Source organism: Flavobacterium plurextorum, from assembly GCF_024638035.1.
GTDB classification, from domain to species: Bacteria; Bacteroidota; Bacteroidia; order Flavobacteriales; family Flavobacteriaceae; genus Flavobacterium; species Flavobacterium plurextorum.
This window is the reverse complement of sequence record NZ_CP100442.1, coordinates 693,890-711,564: the sequence shown is the minus strand read 5'-3', so window position 1 is coordinate 711,564 and position 17,675 is coordinate 693,890. Positions and strand designations below refer to the sequence as shown.

Sequence of the window (17,675 nt, the reverse complement as noted above, 5' to 3'; positions counted from 1 at the left end):
ATCATGAAAAAGTATATAAAATTAAAATCAGTAATTGTCTTAATGTTTTTTATGGCTGGATTAATTCAGTCGTGCAGTTTAGACGAAAAAAACCTTACTACTGTTTCTTTGGATAAATCCTATAGTGAAAGACCGGGATTCGAAGGATTAATTAACAGTTGTTACGAGAATTTATATTTCCTTCACGGAAAGGTCGATTATATAGCGCCAACAGAAGCAGGGACTGATTCTTGGGAAAACGTGAGTAACAGCGCAATTGGTTATACGCAATACGCTAGTCAGTTAAATCCTGATGATGGAAATATTAAAGTTATTTGGGGTACCGCTTACACCACTATTAATCTCTGTAATACAGCAATTTATTATTCAAAAGATGTAAAAGGTTATGCTTCTACAGAAGAGTTGAATGCAAAATTGGCTGAAGTTTATTTTCTAAGAGCTTTTAGTAATTTTACATTAGTAGAACAATTTGGAGGTGTAGTTTTAAGAACAAAATCGTCTATTATTGAAGGCGCAGATAACGCTCCAGTGCGCAGTTCTGAGAAAGAGTTTTACGACTTAATTATTGAAGATTTAAAATTTGCCTGTGCAAATCTCCCAGTGCAGCAGACTTTACAAGGACGAGTGGCCAAGAAAGCAGCTTATGGTTTATTGTCAAAAGTATATCTTCAGAGAACAAGATTAGGAGACGCTCCAGAGTATGCTAAATTGGCTTTAGAAACCGCTGAAGAATTAATTAATAATGCGACAAAATACCAGACTGCATTATACTTAAGCGACAATTCTAAATCAGGATTTAAAAAGCTATGGGAAGGCAGCAATAATAAGAAAAATACAGAATTTTTGTTTACACAAGGAATTGATCCTGGAGGTCTTAATCCAGAAGGTTTCAACAGAGGAAGAACGAGACAATATTATTTGCCAGATTTAGCAACAAGAGGAGCAGAATGGGGAGCAGGAGCAACTAGTATTTTGTACGGACGAGCCAATAGTCGTTTACTGAAACCAAGTAAATATTTGCTGACAGAAGTGTTTACACCAGTACCATCGCCAGCAGATACACGTTTTGCAGAAACATTTACATACAAGTTTTATGCGGCAGCAAATAAAACGATTACGCAAACAATGGCGACTGCTTATAAAAAAGATCCTTCAGTAGTTGGTTATACCATTAAAAACACATTAGCTCAGGCACTTCCGGCGGTTAATTTTTATTCTCAAAGAATAGAGGAACAAATTAATATGAATAATGATGAAGGTTTAGCCGTATTTACTCCAAACTGGAATATCGATCCAGTTGTGAAAAGCAAAATGCCAATGCTGGTGGTTGATCCAAGCGATATTTTCGAATCAGGAACTAACAAGTATAAAGATCCTGCAATGTATCCAAACGACCCAAATCTTATTAATATTTTTCCAGCCATGCGAAAATTTTCTGCAGCGTTGTATTGTCAAAGCAATCAGTATTGGTTAGGAGATATTCCTATTATTCGTTTGGGAGAAGTGTATTTGATTGCGGCCGAAGCAGCAATTTTAACTGATAATCAAGCTAAGGCATTGGGTTATGTAAATACTCTTAGAAAAAGAGCCGCTTTGACATCAAGAGAAAGTGAAATGTTGGTTTCAGGTGCTCAAATGAATATCGATTTTATTTTAAAAGAAAGAGCAAGAGAGTTATCTGGCGAACATACAAGATGGATTGATTTAAAACGTACCGGAAAGTTAACTAAAACTTATTTGGATCAGACAAACCCAATCGCAGGAACAAATTTTGTTGAAAGTAAACACACTGTTAGACCAATTCCGAGATCATTTTTGGATGCAATTTCAAATGCCAAAGAATTTGGTACTAATGGGTATTAAGTGCACTTTTGGTTAGGTGCTTTGGGCAGATCGAAAGATCTGCCCTTGTTCTTATAAATTAAAATGAATTCCATTTCTGAAAGTCATTCTATAAAATTAAAACCGATTATCACCATCCAAAAGATTTCCTAATCCGCCAAGTAAGCTTCCTTCATCACGACTGTTTCCACCAGATTTTGGTGCCGATGCAATAATGCGGTCAGCCAGTCTTGAGAATGGCAGTGACTGTATGTAAACGGTTCCCGGACCTTTTAAAGTGGCATAAAATAATCCTTCACCGCCAAAAATAGAATTTTTGATTCCTCCAATAAATTCAATATCATAATCTACATCTTTGGTAAAACCTATAATACAACCTGTATCTACTTTTAGGACTTCGCCGTGACCCAATACTTTTTTAGCCATTGTTCCGCCAGAATGTACAAATGCCATTCCGTCTCCTTCAAGTTTCTGCATGATAAAACCTTCACCGCCAAATAAACCGCGTCCTAATTTCTGCGAAAATTCGATCCCAACAGAAACACCTTTGGCAGCGCATAAAAAAGAACTTTTTTGGCAGATAAATTTACCTTGAAATTCTGTTAAATCAATTGGAAGGATTTTTCCAGGATATGGCGATGCAAATGAAACTTTACTTTTGCTGCTGCCTTGGTTTAAAAATGCTGTCATAAACAAGCTTTCGCCAGTAAGTACTCTTTTACCAGCATTTAAAAGTTTGCCAAACAAACCAGATCCCTGTTGCTGAGAACCGTCTCCAAATATCGTTTCCATCTGGATATTGTTTTCCATCATCATAAAACTGCCAGCTTCGGCAATTACAATTTCCTGCGGGTCTAGTTCTATTTCAACATACTGCATTTCTTCTCCAAAAATCTGATAATCTATTTCGTGTGCCTGCATAATTTCTAAATTTTTTGTTTTTTAAAATTAGACAAAAAATACCGTAGAATGTTACAGTCTATAGCGTACTTCGACTGTTTTTAAGAACATTATATGATTTTGTTATTTTAAATTAGTCTTAATTATGCTTTTTATTACTTTAAATTCTATATTTTTGCACCGTTATTATATTTTATCAGAATGGCATTAGTTAGTGATTTGACCACCAAAGTATTATTTGAAACCGAAAAAGGATACAGTTATCAATGTGATTTGACCAATAGCATAATTATCAATTTTGTTGATACAGTGTCAAGTTATAAAATTCAGGATTTTTTGATTTTTCAAAGAAAGGTTAATAGCGTTGACATTCTTAACATGCTTTATGACTTATCTGATCAGTCAGACGCTCAGTTGATTGAAACTACCAAAAGAAATTTTTCTAGAAATCTTACTATCTGCGAAATAGTGCAGTTAAGAGATTTATTAAACGGAACTAAATTTACCCTTACACTGCATTCTATGCTTTGTAATATGGTCAACATCGAGCTTATTTAGATTCTTACTTAGATTAAATCCAAATTTTCAGGCGTTTAGAGCTGCCTTCTTTAATTTTTGTAATTTTACACGTATAAAAATTAAAGGTTATGAAAGATTTACTAAGAACAAGTACTTCATTAGTTGAAGGAATCGAAAATATATTGAACTTACAGGCAAAATTAGAAAGTGATGCTTCTAATAAATATTTAGCTATGGCAGCATGGTTGGATAGAAATGGTTATGCAAATACAGCATCTTATATGTATAAACAAGCCGAAGAAGAAAGAGAACATTTTCTAAAAGTTTTCAAATATATTACAGATATGGGAGGGATTGCAGTTACGCCATCTGTTCCAGAAGTGCAGCAAGAATTTGCTTCTTTTAAAGAAGTATTTGAAATTGCTTTGCAAAACGAAATTGCAGTAACTCAGGCAGTCAATAAAGTAATCGCAAAATGCAGAGCTGAAAATGATTATGCTACAGAAGATTTTATGATGTGGTATGTTGCTGAGCAAAGAGAAGAAGAGAAAAATGCAAGAAGAGCTTTAGAGCTTTTTGAATTGATCAACGAAAATGCAGCTGACGGAAAATTTCAATTGGATATTCAGATTTCAAAAATCGGATAATAAACGATTTATATATTTTAAAAAGGAGCTGTCCCAAAAAGATAGCTCCTTTGTTTTTGTAAGCTTCGGAGAAGCGAAATATTTATAGCAAAGCATAAAAGGTTACAACATAAAGCTCCAGAGGAGCGACATATATTATAGCTGTAGAAAAAATATGTCGCTCCTCTGGAGCTTTTTTTATTGGTTTTATGTAATGCTATAAATATTTCACCCCGCTGGAGTTTTGCAAATAGAATAAATTTTATAAATATTTCGTCCACCAAAAAAGCTGTCCTTTTGAGACAGCTTTTTTTTGATATTTTATGATTTTAAAAAAGAATTGATTTCGTTAAAATACTTTTCTCTTGCATCGAGCCATCCGTAATGTTTGGAATGTTCTAAGAAAATCAGTTTCGAATTTGGAAAAGTTTGTTTTGCCAATTCTCCTATTTCATTGCTGATAATATCTTCTTTTCCCTGAATAATTAAAACAGGATTTTTGAAATCTTTCAATTTAGCTTTACAGTCAAAATTCATTTTCTGCATATCAGACCATAACAAACCGTTGATTGTCGAATTTCCCTGAGTTAATCTTTCAGCAATAATCGGAATAAATTTCTGATCGTAAACATACGCAGGAGCCATGGCACGACCGCGTCCTAAACGCGCTTTATGCGAAGTGTCTCCTTTTTCGATTTTGTCGTTCCAGTAATTCATAGAATCTTTTTCAATTTTAGAAAGATTAGATTCAATCAAATTTGGACCTTTTAGTAAAGATAAATCGACACCGCCAGATGACGATAAAACCAATTTATTGATACTCTTTGGATAAATCGTTGCGTAATACGAACCTAGCATTCCGCCAAAAGAATGTCCGAGAATATTCCATTTTTTGATTTTAAGATGTTTTCTCAATGATTCGATATCATCTGCCATTATTTTCATCGAAATAGTCTGAGCATCTAATTTTGAAAGTTTCGATTTTCCCGTTCCTCTTTGGTCGTAAATAATCGTTTGCTGGCTTTCGCTTAAAACTTTCGCCATATCTTCAAAACCATTACTGTTCATTCCCAGTCCTCCGTTTATAATTAAGAGAGGTTCACCTTTTCCAAATGTTTTGTAATAGGTTTTACTTCCGTCATTATTTATGGCAAAACCTTCTGTTTGAGCAAAAATATTTCCCAAAAACAATAAAAAGCCAAGAAGAAAAATCTTTTTCATCAGAAAATTATTCATTCATCAAGCTTTCAATCTCATCAGCTTCAATTGGAATGCTGCGCATTAAGTTAAAAGGTTCTCCTTTTTCTTGAACAACAACATTGTCTTCTAGACGAATTCCGAAACCTTCAGCAGGAATATAAATTCCTGGTTCAACCGTAAAAACCATATTAGCTTTCATAGGTTCGTGAAGCAAACCGTAATCGTGTGTGTCAAGTCCCATGTGGTGAGACGTTCCGTGCATGAAATATTTTTTGTAAGCTGGCCATTCTGGATTTTCGTTCTGAACATCTGCTTTATCAATTAAGCCTAAACCAAGTAATTCAGAAGTCATAATTTTACCAACTTCAATATGATATTGTTTCCAAAGCGTTCCTGGCGTAAGCATTTTTGTAGCTTCGTTTTTAACTCTCAAAACAGCATTGTAAACGGCTTTCTGACGATCAGAAAAACGTCCTGAAACTGGAATTGTTCTCGACATATCGCTTGAATAATTTGCATATTCAGCCGCGACATCCAATAAAATTAAATCTCCAGCTTTACATTGCTGATTGTTTTCGATATAATGCAAAACATTAGCATTGTTTCCAGAAGCAATAATTGGCGTGTAAGCAAAACCTTTAGAACGGTTACGGATAAATTCGTGAGCCAATTCAGCTTCGATTTCATATTCAGTAACATTTGGTTTTACAAACGATAATAATCTGCGGAAACCTTTCTCTGTAATATCACAAGCTTGCTGAATCAAATCGATTTCTTCGCTTTCTTTTACAGAACGAATTCGTTGCAAAATTGGGTTGCTTTTTGCAACATTATGTGCTGGATAACGTTCTTTCCACCATTTTACAAAACGTGCTTCGCGAGTTTCAGTTTCAACAGACGCGCGGTAGTGCTCGTTTGTGTTAATGTACATCGTGTCAGCATACGTCATCATTTCGTTTAGGACTTTATGAAAATCCTGCAGCCAATAAACAGTTCTAATTCCCGAAACCTGAAAAGCACGTTCTTTAGTCAGTTTTTCACCTTCCCAAACAGCGATATGATCGTTAGTTTCTTTTAGGAAAAGAATCTCTTTTTGATTTTCATAAGGAGCATCTGGAAATAAAAGTAAAATACTTTCTTCTTGATCTACGCCGCTTAGATAAAAAATATCTCTGTGCTGTGCAAACGGAAGAGTACTGTCGGCACTAACCGGGTAAATGTCATTAGAATTGAAAACGGCAACAGAGTTTGGTTTCATTTCTGCCGTGAATTTTTTGCGGTTTTTTACAAAAAGAGCGCTGTTTATTTGATGATATTTCATAATAACTTAGTTTTTGAACTTCGAATTTCAAAATTACATTTTTTTACAAAGTAGTGTATGATTGATTTATTAAAGTTTTCTTATTTGTTTTGAGTTTGCCACAAAGACATTAAGGCACAAAGTTTTTTAACTGTAATGAGCGCAAAGTTTTTACACAATCTTGTCATTTCGACGAAGGAGAAATCTTCGCAAGTAACTCGACAAAGATTGGCGATTTTGTCTCACGCAGATTTAGCAGATTTTTTCTTTTCAAATTTGCATTTAATCGCAATCTTGTCATTTCGAGGAACGAGAAATCTTCGCAAGTAACTCGACAAAGATTGGCGATTTTGATTGCAGAATCTCTAGTGTGATTTCTCTCCCGAAGCCTCGGGATCGAAATGACAAATCTTGGGCATAAAAAAACCGAAGCTCTCAAAGCTTCGGTTTTTTCTTTTATAAAAATAATTTTCTATTTCTTATCAAGTAACTTCTCCAAAAGAGCCACTTTCTCTTTTTCAGCTTGAATTAGCTGTTGGTAAAGTTTTTTATTCTCTTCGTACGATTCCAGAAGCTTATCTAATGGATTAAAAGTGCATCCTAAATTAATTGCAGAAGAAGCATTGTCGTTATATGTATTTCCAATCATATTAAAAACAGCATCTTCAGAAAAGTTTCTAATTACTTCAGGTGTAACTCCTAAAGCTTGAGCAATAGTTTTAAGTTTTTCGTCATCAACACTTTCGCTTCCTTCAATAATAGAGATAGATTGCTGAGTTGTGCCAATTGCTTGTGCAAGTGCTTCCTGCTTCATGTCTCTTAATTCTCTAATACGGCTGATATTTCGACCGATATGTTTTGGTTTTATTTCTGTGCTCATAGTTCAAAGATATTTAAAATTCTTTTACATTTTTCGGTTTCGGTAGAAAACAGGTTTATAGTTGTGAGATACAATTTGCAGATTATTTTCAATAAGTAAAAATACAACTTTTCTGACTATTATTGATTTTGAATATTGATGTTTGCGTTTTTTTGTCATTTCGATTCCGAGGCTTCGGGAGAGAAATCTTCGGAAGTAACTCTGCAAAGATTGGTGATCTATCGCTCACGCTTGCGTCAGTTTTATAATACATTCTTCGTTTTAATTGTCTTTAATAATGAAAAAAAAGTTATTTTAGCTTAAGGACAAGATGATTTTAAAATATTATTCATTCAGAAAAATAAGTATTAAATAAAGTGGAGAAGGAGAGAATAATACAAATGCTGATTCTTTGTCACGCATTATTTGGCGGCATTGCATTGCTTTCAGGTTTCGTTTCTTTAATTGTAGAAAAGGGAAAAATAATTCATAAAAAAACGGGGAAACTATTTTATTTTTCCATGCTTTTATCAGCATTTACCGCATTAATAATTTCTGTTTTGCCCAGACATGAAAATCCCTTTTTATTTTCAATTGGAGTTTTTAGCTCTTATTTTATTCTAACAGGTTACAGAGCTTTGCGTTTTAAAACTAAAAATTATAATCTAAAAACAGATAAAATAATTTCTTGGATTATGGTTATTACAGCCATTTTGATGATTTTGTATAATCCTTTAGTAAATCAAAAAATCAATATAGTTCTAATTGTTTTTGGAATTGTAGGCTTGAGTTTTTCAATGCGAGATTTAGTGCTTTTTAATAAAACTGATAAATTAAAAAAGGATTGGTTAAAACTGCATTTAGGTAAAATGATTGGCGGATATATTTGTGCAGTAACAGCTTTTGTGGTAGTAAACGAATTCTTTTCAAGTTTTTATGGCTGGTTTATTCCAGGAATCGTCGGAGGTTTTTATATCGTGTATTGGATTCGCAAATTGAATAAAAAGCAGAAAGTTAGTATTGCTGTAGAAAAAGAATAAAAACCGAAGAAACAAAACTTCTATTAATAAGATAAAATGCAGACTTCTAATTTTAAATTAATTACAATAGCCGAAATCAAAATTAAATATCCTTTTCTAATTGAAGATGAAAAGTTCGATTATTTTGATGATTGGGAAGACGAAGGTTTTTTCCTTACTGCAGAAGAAGATGTAAATTTTGAAGGAAATTTTTATTTGGATCTTTATGAAGATAAAGAGAAAAAATGGCTTGCCAACTTGTTGAATCTTCCAATTAAAAAGGTTGAAGAAATAAGAATTGAAGGTGTTTTGATAAATGGAAATTTCTCTGTGAGCGGTTCAATTATTAATGCCGAAGGTGATTATGGACCTTATGTTTTTATAAACGGAAATATTGTTTGTCAAAGTCTATTATTAGGCGGTGCAATTGTTGAAGTAAAAGGAAATATTAAAGCAAAAGAAGCGGTTATGACCTATTATAATCATGGTAGTTTTAGCTGTAAAGGATTAATTGATTCTCCAGTTTTTATTGTAAATGATCATAATACAATATTTGCAGAAAGAAAAAATAATCTCTTTTATTATAATGACAGATCTGATGATGGCGATCCGAAAAATGAATGTGAATATGATGACGAAACCGGCGATGAAATTATCTCGAATGAACTTCGAAAGTTATTGGATAATCCATTAATTGAAACTTTTGAAGAGTTAGAACGAGATTTGGCAAGAGGCGAATTGATTTTAAAACAAAATAATCCGCCGGCGAAAACTTATGAATATTGGCGCGATCGCGTTTTGGCAAATTATAGAGATATTAAACTCGTTCCGAAACAATTTAAAACCGAAGAACTTTGTAATCTGGCATTAAATAGTACATTTCACGCACTGCCATTTATCAATCAGGATTTAATAACATACGAACTTTGCGAGAAATTAGTGAGTAAAGATGGTTTTGCAATTCAGGTAATTCCAGATCAGTTTATAACGAAGGAACTTTCTTTTAAAGCCGCTGAAAGTGGTACAATGCTGCGATTGATTCTAGAAGAATATTACTCTGAAGAGTTGATATTGTTAGTTTTCAAAAACGGAAAACATGAACCTGATATCAACGATGTTCCTTCTCGATTTATTACGGAAAATCTTCTTGTAGAATATGTAAAAATTGGAAAAGGATTGTGGCTGGATAAAGCGTGCAAACAAAGCGGAATTGATAAATTGCATGTTTTAGAACAAGTAATTGATTCGGGAATTGAATATTTGGATGCTGTTTTTGGAAATCATTTTAGTAAAGAAACAGTCAATTATGCTTTTTCGGTTTATAATAGTAAAGAGAAATGGAATAAATATGTTCAAAAGTACAAACAGAAGTTTGAGCGTATTGGATTGAATGAGTATTTATAAATCTATAAAATAGATTATGGTATTAAATATTAGAATTAGAAAAATAGAAAAACAAGATCTAGACTTCGTTTACAAATCAATTTGCGAACTCGAAGATGAAATTTTAGATTTCGAAGTTTTCGAAAGGATATTCAATGAGAATATTTCTAATCCAAGAAATGTGTATTTAATTGCCGAAAACGAAAGTGAAGGTTTAGGATTTATTAGTTTTCATACCCAAAATCTTTTACATCATTGTGGATTAGTGGGTGAAATTCAGGAGTTTTTTATTCATCAAAAGTATAGAGGTAAAGGCGTTGGACGTTTATTGATAAATGAAATCAAGAATTTTGCAGAGCAGCATAATTTAAAAAGCATCGAAGTGACGACCAATAAAAAACGAGTAGAGAATGTTGCAATTTATGAGAATCTCGGATTTACTTTGAGTCATAATAAATTTACGATTTATAAATAAATGCTATAATTTAATGTCAGAAAATCAAAGAAAAGTAGAATGCAACAATCATGGAGTAAGAAATAACGCCTTTGTGTGTCAGCATTTAGTAAACTCAGAGTTTCCTGGTTTTTGGGAACCGTTTGATTCAGATTCAACAAAAGAGTATGACGATGGCGAATTAAATGCTTGGTGTGATGAATGTGATAAGATATTGGTTCAAGAAGGAGAATGGAATGATGTATCTGAAGAATTTGCTCAAATTCAACTCATTTGTGATGTGTGTTTTTTTGAACTGAAAGTATTAAATCGAGGTTCCAGTAATTATTATTCGAAATGAAAATTTTATAAAGTTTTATTCACATACTTTTCAAACCAATGACAATAGAACAAGCCAAAATAACCGACAATGAAATCCTCACAGTAATAACCAAAAAATCAAAAGCATTTTGGGGTTATTCGCCAGAGCAAATTCAGGAATGGGATAAAAATTTAACCATTTCTCAGGATTATATTAAAGAGCATAATGTTTATAAATTGATACTTAATAATTTAATTATTGGTTATTATTCATATGTTTTTAAAGATGAAAAAGAAATTGAGCTTGATAATTTATTTGTCTTGCCAGAATATATTGGCAAAGGATTGGGTAAATATTTAGTTCTTGATTTTTTAAGTCGAATTAAAGACCAAAAAGCAGAAAGAATAATACTCGATTCAGAACCAAATGCTGAAAGTTTTTATTCTAAAATGGGATTTGTAAAAATTGGAGAATTCGAAACTTCAATAAAAAACCGTTTCATGCCAATCATGGAAATGAAACTTTAATATCTAACTTCATACACAAAGTGAAACAGCTAAACACATCTATAAAACATAACTTAATCGTAGGTTTGCTTATTGCGTTATGGCTTTTTGTTTTTGCTTTCATTATAAAGCCTTTTGACGACGGTACTATAAATTTTAGAGCTTGGTTTTTAATTAGTTTTGGTTTTAGTATAACAGCCTTTTTTTGTTACGGTCTTTTAACGATTATCCAGAAAAGCTTTTACGAAAGAATTACAAAGTGGAATGTTGGTTTAGAAATTACAAGTCTTATTTTCTTCTATTTGATTTATTTGTTTGGGGTTTATGCATATTATAAAAGCCCAATTTTAAATGGAGGATATAGTTTTTCAGAATTCTTTTCGGTAATATTTATTAAAGTAGCGCTGATTTTAACTCCAATACTCATTTTAGCAAGAAGGTATTTAATTAAATTAATTCCTGTAAAAGAAGATTTTCTGGTTATTAAAGGCGAAAATAAACTAGATGTTCTAAAGATTAAAAAAGCCGATTTGGTTTGCATTTCGAATGCTCAAAATTATGTTGAGATTTTTTACACAGAAAACGGAAAACTTTGTTCGAAATTAATTCGATCTTCACTCAGAAAAGTTCACGATGATTTTACTTTTTTAGTTCAAATACATCGTTCACATTTGATAAATCCGTCTCATTTTAAATCTTGGAGAAATCAAAATACCATTATTTTGACCCAAATTGAACTGCCGGTTTCTAAAAATTATAAAGAAACTTTATTGACATTATAATTTCGTACCTAAAACAATATGTTTTGTACCTAAGTCACTAAAATAGGGATTTAAACCAGTTTTTTTATTTTAGTTTTGCTTCATCAATTTTAAAAATAAAGTATGAAAACAAAACATCTTTGCCTTCTTGGATTATTATTTTTCCTGATCAGTTATTTATTCTTTTCTAAAATTTTGCCCAATTTTCAAAAACCAATTGATTTTGCTCATTGGTTTAATTTAATCGGAGCCTGTTTGTTATTGTCATTTAATGATGTGTTTCCTAAAAGCAGATTAAATTCAGTAGCTTCTATACTGACAGCTTTGGGTGTTATTGCGCATATCGGACTTTGCACCATCGATTTTATCATGTCAAGTTTTGGTAATGACGAAGCTGCAAAAGCCGCATTAAGCAACCAGATTAGTAATTCTCCAAGTATTCTTTATCCTTTTGTTGTCGTTGGACCTTCTTTGTTTTTTATTGGTTTGGCAGTACATGCTTTTGGTTTTATTAAAACAGAAACAATAAAATCTTTGATGGTTATTATTGCTTCGGCTGCTATTGGGTTTTCATTTTTTGTACTGAAAAATGGAATTTGTATGTTTTTGAGTTGTGCGGTTTTTGTTTTAGGATTGGGTTTGCTGCTTTGTAAAAAAGAAGTTGAAAAAGTATTTCAAGAATAAAAGTTGTATTTTCGCTCTATAATTAAAAACGTAAAGATTGAAAAAACATATAAAATATCTAATCGCACTCTTTCTGGCTTTTGTCGTGATTGCGAACGATGGTATTTTGTATTCTCAATCTAGATCGGTGGAATATTACGAATCATCGTTTGTAGTTTTAAGAAGAGAATTAAATCTTAAAAGTTCTCGTTTATATAAATTTGGACAAGTTGCTTCTTGGGAAAAAACAAGATTTTCAATTGTTTTAAAGCTTCTCAAAAATGAGAATGTTTTTACTTTTCAAATTAAGAAACTGCTGAAATTGCAAAATCTGCTTCATCAAAAATTAACTTCATTTATAAATCAGTCTGTTTTTATAAATGAAATAATCATTTCAAATCATTTCGGTAAAAGTTTATACAACGCTTAAGAAAATTTATTTCTGAGGCTTTATGCAATCTCAAAGCATAAGATGATACAATAATGTCTAATCATTTATCATTTTCAAAATGTATAAACAAAATAAAAAATCTCGCTTGGAGCAATCTAAGCGACCGCTTCTTCATTGGATAAAAAGAAAATTACTTTTAATAATAACCGCTTTTATGCTAGGAATGGCAAACGGAATGAATGCTGAAGATCGTTCCATTAACGGAAGTTTTGTTCAAACAGAACAACAGGATAAAAAGGATTAATTTCTCTAATTAGAGAATGTGTCAATTTGATAATTAGAGAATTCTTTTCTTGTCCTGCGGCCTTTGTCAAAGTTTTAAACTTTGACAAAGGTTTTTTTAAAGCAATCTTGTCATTTCGATCCCGAATCCTCGTGATCGAAATGACAAACTATATAGCTAAAAAAAACCGAAGCTTTTGCTTCGGTTTTTTTTATTGGAATTTGGTCCCGATAGCTATCGGGATAGAATTTAATTAATCCATTTATAATATCTCGCTCCAATCAAAACAGGAATTTCTTTTTCGATTCGATCTAAAACCCATTCGTTTTTTGGAGTTCTAACGCTTTGTTTTTGTTCTTTTTTATGAAGGCTTTCGTAAGTGCTGAAGTCAATTTCTACACTTTCGGCTAAATTTTCGAAAAGTTTCACATTTGCCAAGGCCAATTTCCATTCTGGCTGAATTGTTCCTTCGAAAACTTTAGATTTCGATCCGCTTCCGTAAGCTAAGAAACCGAATTTAGTTCCAGCAATTGTTGCATTTGTATCATAAAAATGAGCCAAAGTCGATAATAATCCCATGAAAATAGAACCTGTGTAAAGATTTCCAATTAATGATGAAGCCAATTCTGCAGGTTGTAATTTCTCCGTTACAAAACTTCTATAATCCTCCGATTTTGCTACTTCTTTAATTTTTGTCTGATAATCTGCAGGCGCGATGTCATCGGCAATAATTTTTTCAGCACTGTCTAAAGCATAAATTTCAGATAACATTCTGCGACCTTGAAAAGAATATGGTAAGTGCATTACGATGCTATGCCAAGTGTTGTATAATGTTTCAGTAGTATTTTTTAATTTTTTGAATGAAAAGTAAGCATTTCGCGTACGATCCATATAACATTGATTTGAATATTGTCCGTCGAAAACCGGCTGATCTTTGTGAATTTCGATTTCTGCTTCTAAATTGTCAAACCAAGAATCGTTGTTTGTGTTTTTTGTGATTTCGTCTTTAGAGATAGTTCTGTATGGTTTGAAGAAATCAAAAACACCTTTTGTACTTGTTGCCCAGTTTTCGTCAAAAGCAATAATTTTTGGATCTGCACTAATTAACATTGCAACAGCTCCAGCGCCTTGCGTATATTCTCCACCTGAATTTAAATCATATTTTGCAAAATCAGTTGCTACTACAATTGCTTTTTTTGCTGGATTTAATTTTACAAAGTCAAGGCAGTTTTGTAGGGCATCAACACCTCCAATACAAGCAAAAGTAAAATCTACTACATCGCATTCGGCTAAGGTATCTTCTCCAAATTTTTGCTCCATTAAATTAATTAAATAAGAAGCGATTGGTTTTGAACTGTCGATTCCGCTTTCGGTACCAACATAAATTCGGCTGATTTCTTTTAGATCAATATTATTGTCGGTAATAAGTTTAGTTAAAGCATTTGCGCCAAACACAACCGCATCTTGATGAACGTCTGGGAAAGTCATTTTTAGTAATCCAAGACCTTTTTCTAATTTTTCTGGTTCAATATTTCTGGCGATTGCCAAAGTTTTTATGGGTAAGTGTATGTTTGCTACATCAAAAGAGATAGCGTCAATTCCTGTTTTCATTCTCATTTTTTTTGAAGCCGATAAAGGTAAAATTATGTTGTGGAATGGCAATTTTTTAGATTGATTAAATTTAGCTCCAGCTGCACTTTTGAAGAAAACAGATTAAAACTTTAAATAAAATATCAATATCATAAATTTTTGACAATATACGTAGAAGTGATTTTTGGGTTTAAGCCTTTGTGAGTAGGTTTTTGGAATCTTCTATAGGGAATTATTTTTTAGCAGCTTCTTTTTGTACGTAAAAATACGTACTATAGTTCTATTTTAAAATCATTATAAATAAGAGCGAAATGGTTGTAGTTCTTTTGTATTTGAGTTATTTTTGTATAATTTTTTAAAACAAACTACTTAAACACTTATGGCACAATCTGCACTATTGAATGCTTCCATCTTAAAGAAAGTAGCTATGGCTCTTTCGGGAATATTCTTAATCACGTTTTTAGCGCTGCATGTTTCCTTAAATTTTATTTCTATTATTAGTGAAGACGTTTTCAACGAAGCTTCTCACTTTATGGGATACAATCCGCTGATTCAATATGTAATGCAGCCAGTTTTGGCGATCGGGGTAATTTTCCATTTTGTAATGGGATTTATTTTAACCGCACAAAATAAGGCAGCAAGACCAATTGCGTATGCAAAATACAATGGAGCGGCTAATGCTTCTTGGACTTCAAGAAATATGATTATTTCTGGAGCAGTTATTTTAGCTTTCTTAGTATTGCATTTTTATGATTTTTGGTTTCCAGAAGTAACCTACAAGTATATTGCAGGAACAGCTCCAGATGCTACAAGATATTATGGAGAATTGGTGCATAAATTTCATGACCCAATTCGTACAGGATTGTACTGTATCGCGTTTGTGTTGTTAGGTTTTCACCTTTGGCACGGATTCAGTTCATCTCTTCAATCAGTTGGGATGCACAATAAGTATTCTAGATTTTTAAGTAAAGTAGGTTATTGGTTTGCTGTAATAGTACCGGCACTTTTCGTAATTATCGCATTATTTCATCATTTCAATAATTAATATCAATTATAATGGCATTAGATTCAAAAATTCCAAATGGTCCTATAGCGGACAAATGGACAAATTATAAAGATCATATTAATTTAGTAAACCCTGCTAACAAACGTAATTTAGATATTATTGTTGTTGGTACAGGTTTGGCTGGAGGTTCTGCAGCAGCTACTTTGGCTGAGTTAGGATATAACGTAAAAGCATTTTGTTTTCAAGATTCACCTCGTCGTGCACACTCTATTGCAGCTCAAGGAGGAATCAATGCAGCAAAAAACTATAAAGGTGACGGTGACTCAGTTTACAGATTGTTCTATGATACTGTAAAAGGTGGTGACTACCGTGCACGTGAGGCAAACGTTCACCGTTTGGCTGAGGTTTCGGCAAATATTATTGACCAATGTGTGGCTCAAGGGGTGCCATTGGCTCGTGAATATGGCGGACTTTTAGATAACCGTTCTTTTGGAGGAACTTTGGTTTCTCGTACATTTTATGCACAAGGACAAACTGGACAGCAATTATTGTTAGGAGCTTATTCTGCAATGAACCGTCAAATTGGTCGTGGAAAAGTAAAAATGTACAACCGTCACGAAATGTTAGACATTGTAATCGTGAACGGAAAAGCGAGAGGTATTATCGCTCGTAACTTAATTACTGGAGAAATAGAAAGACATTCTGCTCACGCGGTAGTAATTGGTTCTGGAGGATACGGAAACGTATTTTTCCTTTCAACAAATGCTATGGGAAGTAACGCAACAGCAGCTTGGAAAATACATAAAAAAGGAGCGTTTTTCGCAAATCCTTGTTACACACAAATTCACCCAACATGTATTCCAGTTTCAGGAGATCACCAGTCAAAACTGACTTTGATGTCTGAATCTTTACGTAATGATGGTCGTATTTGGGTTCCTGCAAAATTAGAAGATGCTCAGGCAATTCGTGAAGGAAAGAAAAAAGCAACAGATTTATCTGAAGCAGAAAGAGATTATTTCTTAGAAAGAAGATATCCAGCTTTTGGTAACTTAGTTCCTCGTGACGTTGCGTCTCGTGCAGCTAAAGAAAGATGTGATGCTGGTTTTGGAGTTAATAAAACAGGAGAAGCTGTTTACTTAGATTTCGCAGCAGCAATTAAACGTTACGGAACAGAAGATGCTTACGTAAAAGGTTTAGATGATAAAGATGCTGCTTTGATAACTAAATTAGGAGCTGCAATCGTGAAAAGTAAATACGGAAACTTATTCCAGATGTATTACAAAATCGTTGACGAAGATCCTTATACAACACCAATGATGATTTACCCTGCAGTTCACTACACAATGGGTGGAACTTGGGTTGATTATAACTTAATGACTACAATTCCTGGATGTTTCTCTATTGGAGAATCTAACTTCTCTGATCACGGAGCAAACAGACTTGGAGCTTCTGCTTTAATGCAAGGTTTAGCTGATGGATATTTCGTATTGCCATATACTATTGGAGATTATCTTGCTCCAGATATTAAAATGGGAGAAATTTCTACAGACTTACCAGAATTCGTTGAGGCTGAAAAAGCGGTTGTAGATCAAATTAACAAATTCATCAATAACAACGGAAAACATTCTGTAGATTATTTCCACAAGAAATTAGGAAAAATCATGTGGGATAAAGTAGGTATGGCTCGTAATGCTAAAGGTTTAAATGAAGCTATCGAAGAAATTGCTGCTTTACGTGAAGAGTTTTATAAAGATGTAAAAGTTCCAGGAAGCGCTAACGAATTTAATCAAGAATTAGAAAAAGCAACTCGTGTTGCCGATTTCTTAGAATTAGGAGAGTTGTTCGCGAAAGATGCTTTACACCGTAACGAATCTTGTGGTGGTCACTTCCGTGAGGAATACCAAACAGAAGAAGGAGAAGCACTTCGTGACGATGAGAACTTTGCATATGTTGCAGCTTGGGAATACAAAGGAAAACCAAGTGATGCAGTATTACACAAAGAAGCTCTTAATTACGAAAACATTAAATTAGTTCAAAGAAGTTATAAATAAGAATTTGGTCGAAAGCCAAAG

19 protein-coding genes are annotated in these 17,675 nt (G+C 33.0%); 14 read left to right on the top strand and 5 right to left on the bottom strand.

Translation table 11 applies throughout. The features are described from left to right. The first annotated feature begins 3 nt into the window (after nucleotides 1–3). The gene (locus NLG42_RS03390) at nucleotides 4–1,863 is read left to right on the top strand and encodes a RagB/SusD family nutrient uptake outer membrane protein (protein WP_257683008.1); all 1,860 of its coding nucleotides are present in this window, start codon (nucleotides 4–6) and stop codon (nucleotides 1,861–1,863) included. Nucleotides 1,864–1,959: 96 nt separating this feature from the next. On the opposite strand, the gene NLG42_RS03385 is transcribed toward NLG42_RS03390, so the two are convergent. Then, nucleotides 1,960–2,763, bottom strand: coding sequence for a TIGR00266 family protein (locus NLG42_RS03385; protein ID WP_089057087.1), 804 nt, complete (start codon nucleotides 2,761–2,763; stop codon nucleotides 1,960–1,962). A gap of 180 nt (nucleotides 2,764–2,943) precedes the next feature. Between NLG42_RS03385 and NLG42_RS03380 the strand changes: the two genes are divergently transcribed. Together NLG42_RS03380 and NLG42_RS03375 are read left to right on the top strand one after the other, a co-directional pair. Further along, complete coding sequence (locus NLG42_RS03380) at nucleotides 2,944–3,300, top strand: hypothetical protein (protein WP_099718009.1); 357 nt, start codon at nucleotides 2,944–2,946, stop codon at nucleotides 3,298–3,300. Nucleotides 3,301–3,389: 89 nt separating this feature from the next. After that, on the top strand, nucleotides 3,390–3,908 hold the full coding sequence (locus NLG42_RS03375) for a ferritin (protein ID WP_089057085.1): 519 nt from the start codon (nucleotides 3,390–3,392) through the stop codon (nucleotides 3,906–3,908). Between the two features lie 300 nt (nucleotides 3,909–4,208). Here the strand turns inward: NLG42_RS03375 and NLG42_RS03370 are convergent, their stop codons facing one another. The 3 genes from NLG42_RS03370 to NLG42_RS03360 form a co-directional block, all read right to left on the bottom strand. Beyond that, entirely contained in the window at nucleotides 4,209–5,108 is a 900-nt protein-coding gene (locus tag NLG42_RS03370) for an alpha/beta fold hydrolase (RefSeq protein WP_257683007.1), read from the bottom strand. A 7-nt stretch (nucleotides 5,109–5,115) separates the two neighbouring features. Beyond that, entirely contained in the window at nucleotides 5,116–6,408 is a 1,293-nt protein-coding gene (locus tag NLG42_RS03365) for an aminopeptidase P family protein (RefSeq protein WP_257683006.1), read from the bottom strand. Nucleotides 6,409–6,859: 451 nt separating this feature from the next. Beyond that, a complete protein-coding gene (locus NLG42_RS03360) occupies nucleotides 6,860–7,267 on the bottom strand; it encodes a helix-turn-helix domain-containing protein (RefSeq protein WP_099718011.1) in 408 nt (135 codons plus the stop codon). Nucleotides 7,268–7,647: 380 nt separating this feature from the next. On the opposite strand from NLG42_RS03360, the gene NLG42_RS03355 reads away from it, so the two are divergent. The 9 genes from NLG42_RS03355 (at nucleotide 7,648) to NLG42_RS03315 (ending at nucleotide 13,028) form a co-directional block, all read left to right on the top strand. Next, entirely contained in the window at nucleotides 7,648–8,286 is a 639-nt protein-coding gene (locus tag NLG42_RS03355; RefSeq protein WP_257683005.1) for a DUF2306 domain-containing protein, read from the top strand. Between the two features lie 36 nt (nucleotides 8,287–8,322). After that, on the top strand, nucleotides 8,323–9,669 hold the full coding sequence (locus tag NLG42_RS03350; RefSeq protein ID WP_257683004.1) for a bactofilin family protein: 1,347 nt from the start codon (nucleotides 8,323–8,325) through the stop codon (nucleotides 9,667–9,669). 16 nt (nucleotides 9,670–9,685) lie between these two features. Continuing rightward, nucleotides 9,686–10,123, top strand: a complete 438-nt coding sequence (locus NLG42_RS03345) for a GNAT family N-acetyltransferase (protein ID WP_257683003.1) — start codon at nucleotides 9,686–9,688, stop codon at nucleotides 10,121–10,123. A 13-nt stretch (nucleotides 10,124–10,136) separates the two neighbouring features. Continuing rightward, nucleotides 10,137–10,442, top strand: a complete 306-nt coding sequence (locus tag NLG42_RS03340) for a hypothetical protein (RefSeq protein WP_257683002.1) — start codon at nucleotides 10,137–10,139, stop codon at nucleotides 10,440–10,442. Nucleotides 10,443–10,480: 38 nt separating this feature from the next. Next, nucleotides 10,481–10,930 (top strand): GNAT family N-acetyltransferase, encoded by a 450-nt coding sequence (locus NLG42_RS03335; RefSeq protein WP_257683001.1) that lies wholly within the window; start codon nucleotides 10,481–10,483, stop codon nucleotides 10,928–10,930. 20 nt (nucleotides 10,931–10,950) lie between these two features. Then, nucleotides 10,951–11,691 (top strand): LytTR family DNA-binding domain-containing protein, encoded by a 741-nt coding sequence (locus NLG42_RS03330; protein ID WP_257683000.1) that lies wholly within the window; start codon nucleotides 10,951–10,953, stop codon nucleotides 11,689–11,691. Between the two features lie 102 nt (nucleotides 11,692–11,793). Beyond that, nucleotides 11,794–12,354, top strand: coding sequence for a hypothetical protein (locus NLG42_RS03325; protein ID WP_257682999.1), 561 nt, complete (start codon nucleotides 11,794–11,796; stop codon nucleotides 12,352–12,354). A 37-nt stretch (nucleotides 12,355–12,391) separates the two neighbouring features. After that, on the top strand, nucleotides 12,392–12,763 hold the full coding sequence (locus NLG42_RS03320; RefSeq protein WP_257682998.1) for a hypothetical protein: 372 nt from the start codon (nucleotides 12,392–12,394) through the stop codon (nucleotides 12,761–12,763). 106 nt (nucleotides 12,764–12,869) lie between these two features. Then, nucleotides 12,870–13,028, top strand: coding sequence for a hypothetical protein (locus NLG42_RS03315; RefSeq protein WP_307774300.1), 159 nt, complete (start codon nucleotides 12,870–12,872; stop codon nucleotides 13,026–13,028). Between the two features lie 228 nt (nucleotides 13,029–13,256). On the opposite strand, the gene NLG42_RS03310 is transcribed toward NLG42_RS03315, so the two are convergent. After that, entirely contained in the window at nucleotides 13,257–14,618 is a 1,362-nt protein-coding gene (locus NLG42_RS03310; RefSeq protein WP_257682997.1) for a hydroxymethylglutaryl-CoA synthase family protein, read from the bottom strand. A gap of 358 nt (nucleotides 14,619–14,976) precedes the next feature. On the opposite strand from NLG42_RS03310, the gene NLG42_RS03305 reads away from it, so the two are divergent. Then, nucleotides 14,977–15,642 (top strand): succinate dehydrogenase cytochrome b subunit, encoded by a 666-nt coding sequence (locus NLG42_RS03305; RefSeq protein ID WP_089054676.1) that lies wholly within the window; start codon nucleotides 14,977–14,979, stop codon nucleotides 15,640–15,642. Between the two features lie 11 nt (nucleotides 15,643–15,653). Beyond that, the gene (locus NLG42_RS03300) at nucleotides 15,654–17,654 is read left to right on the top strand and encodes a fumarate reductase/succinate dehydrogenase flavoprotein subunit (protein ID WP_089057072.1); all 2,001 of its coding nucleotides are present in this window, start codon (nucleotides 15,654–15,656) and stop codon (nucleotides 17,652–17,654) included. The last annotated feature ends 21 nt before the right edge of the window (nucleotides 17,655–17,675 follow it).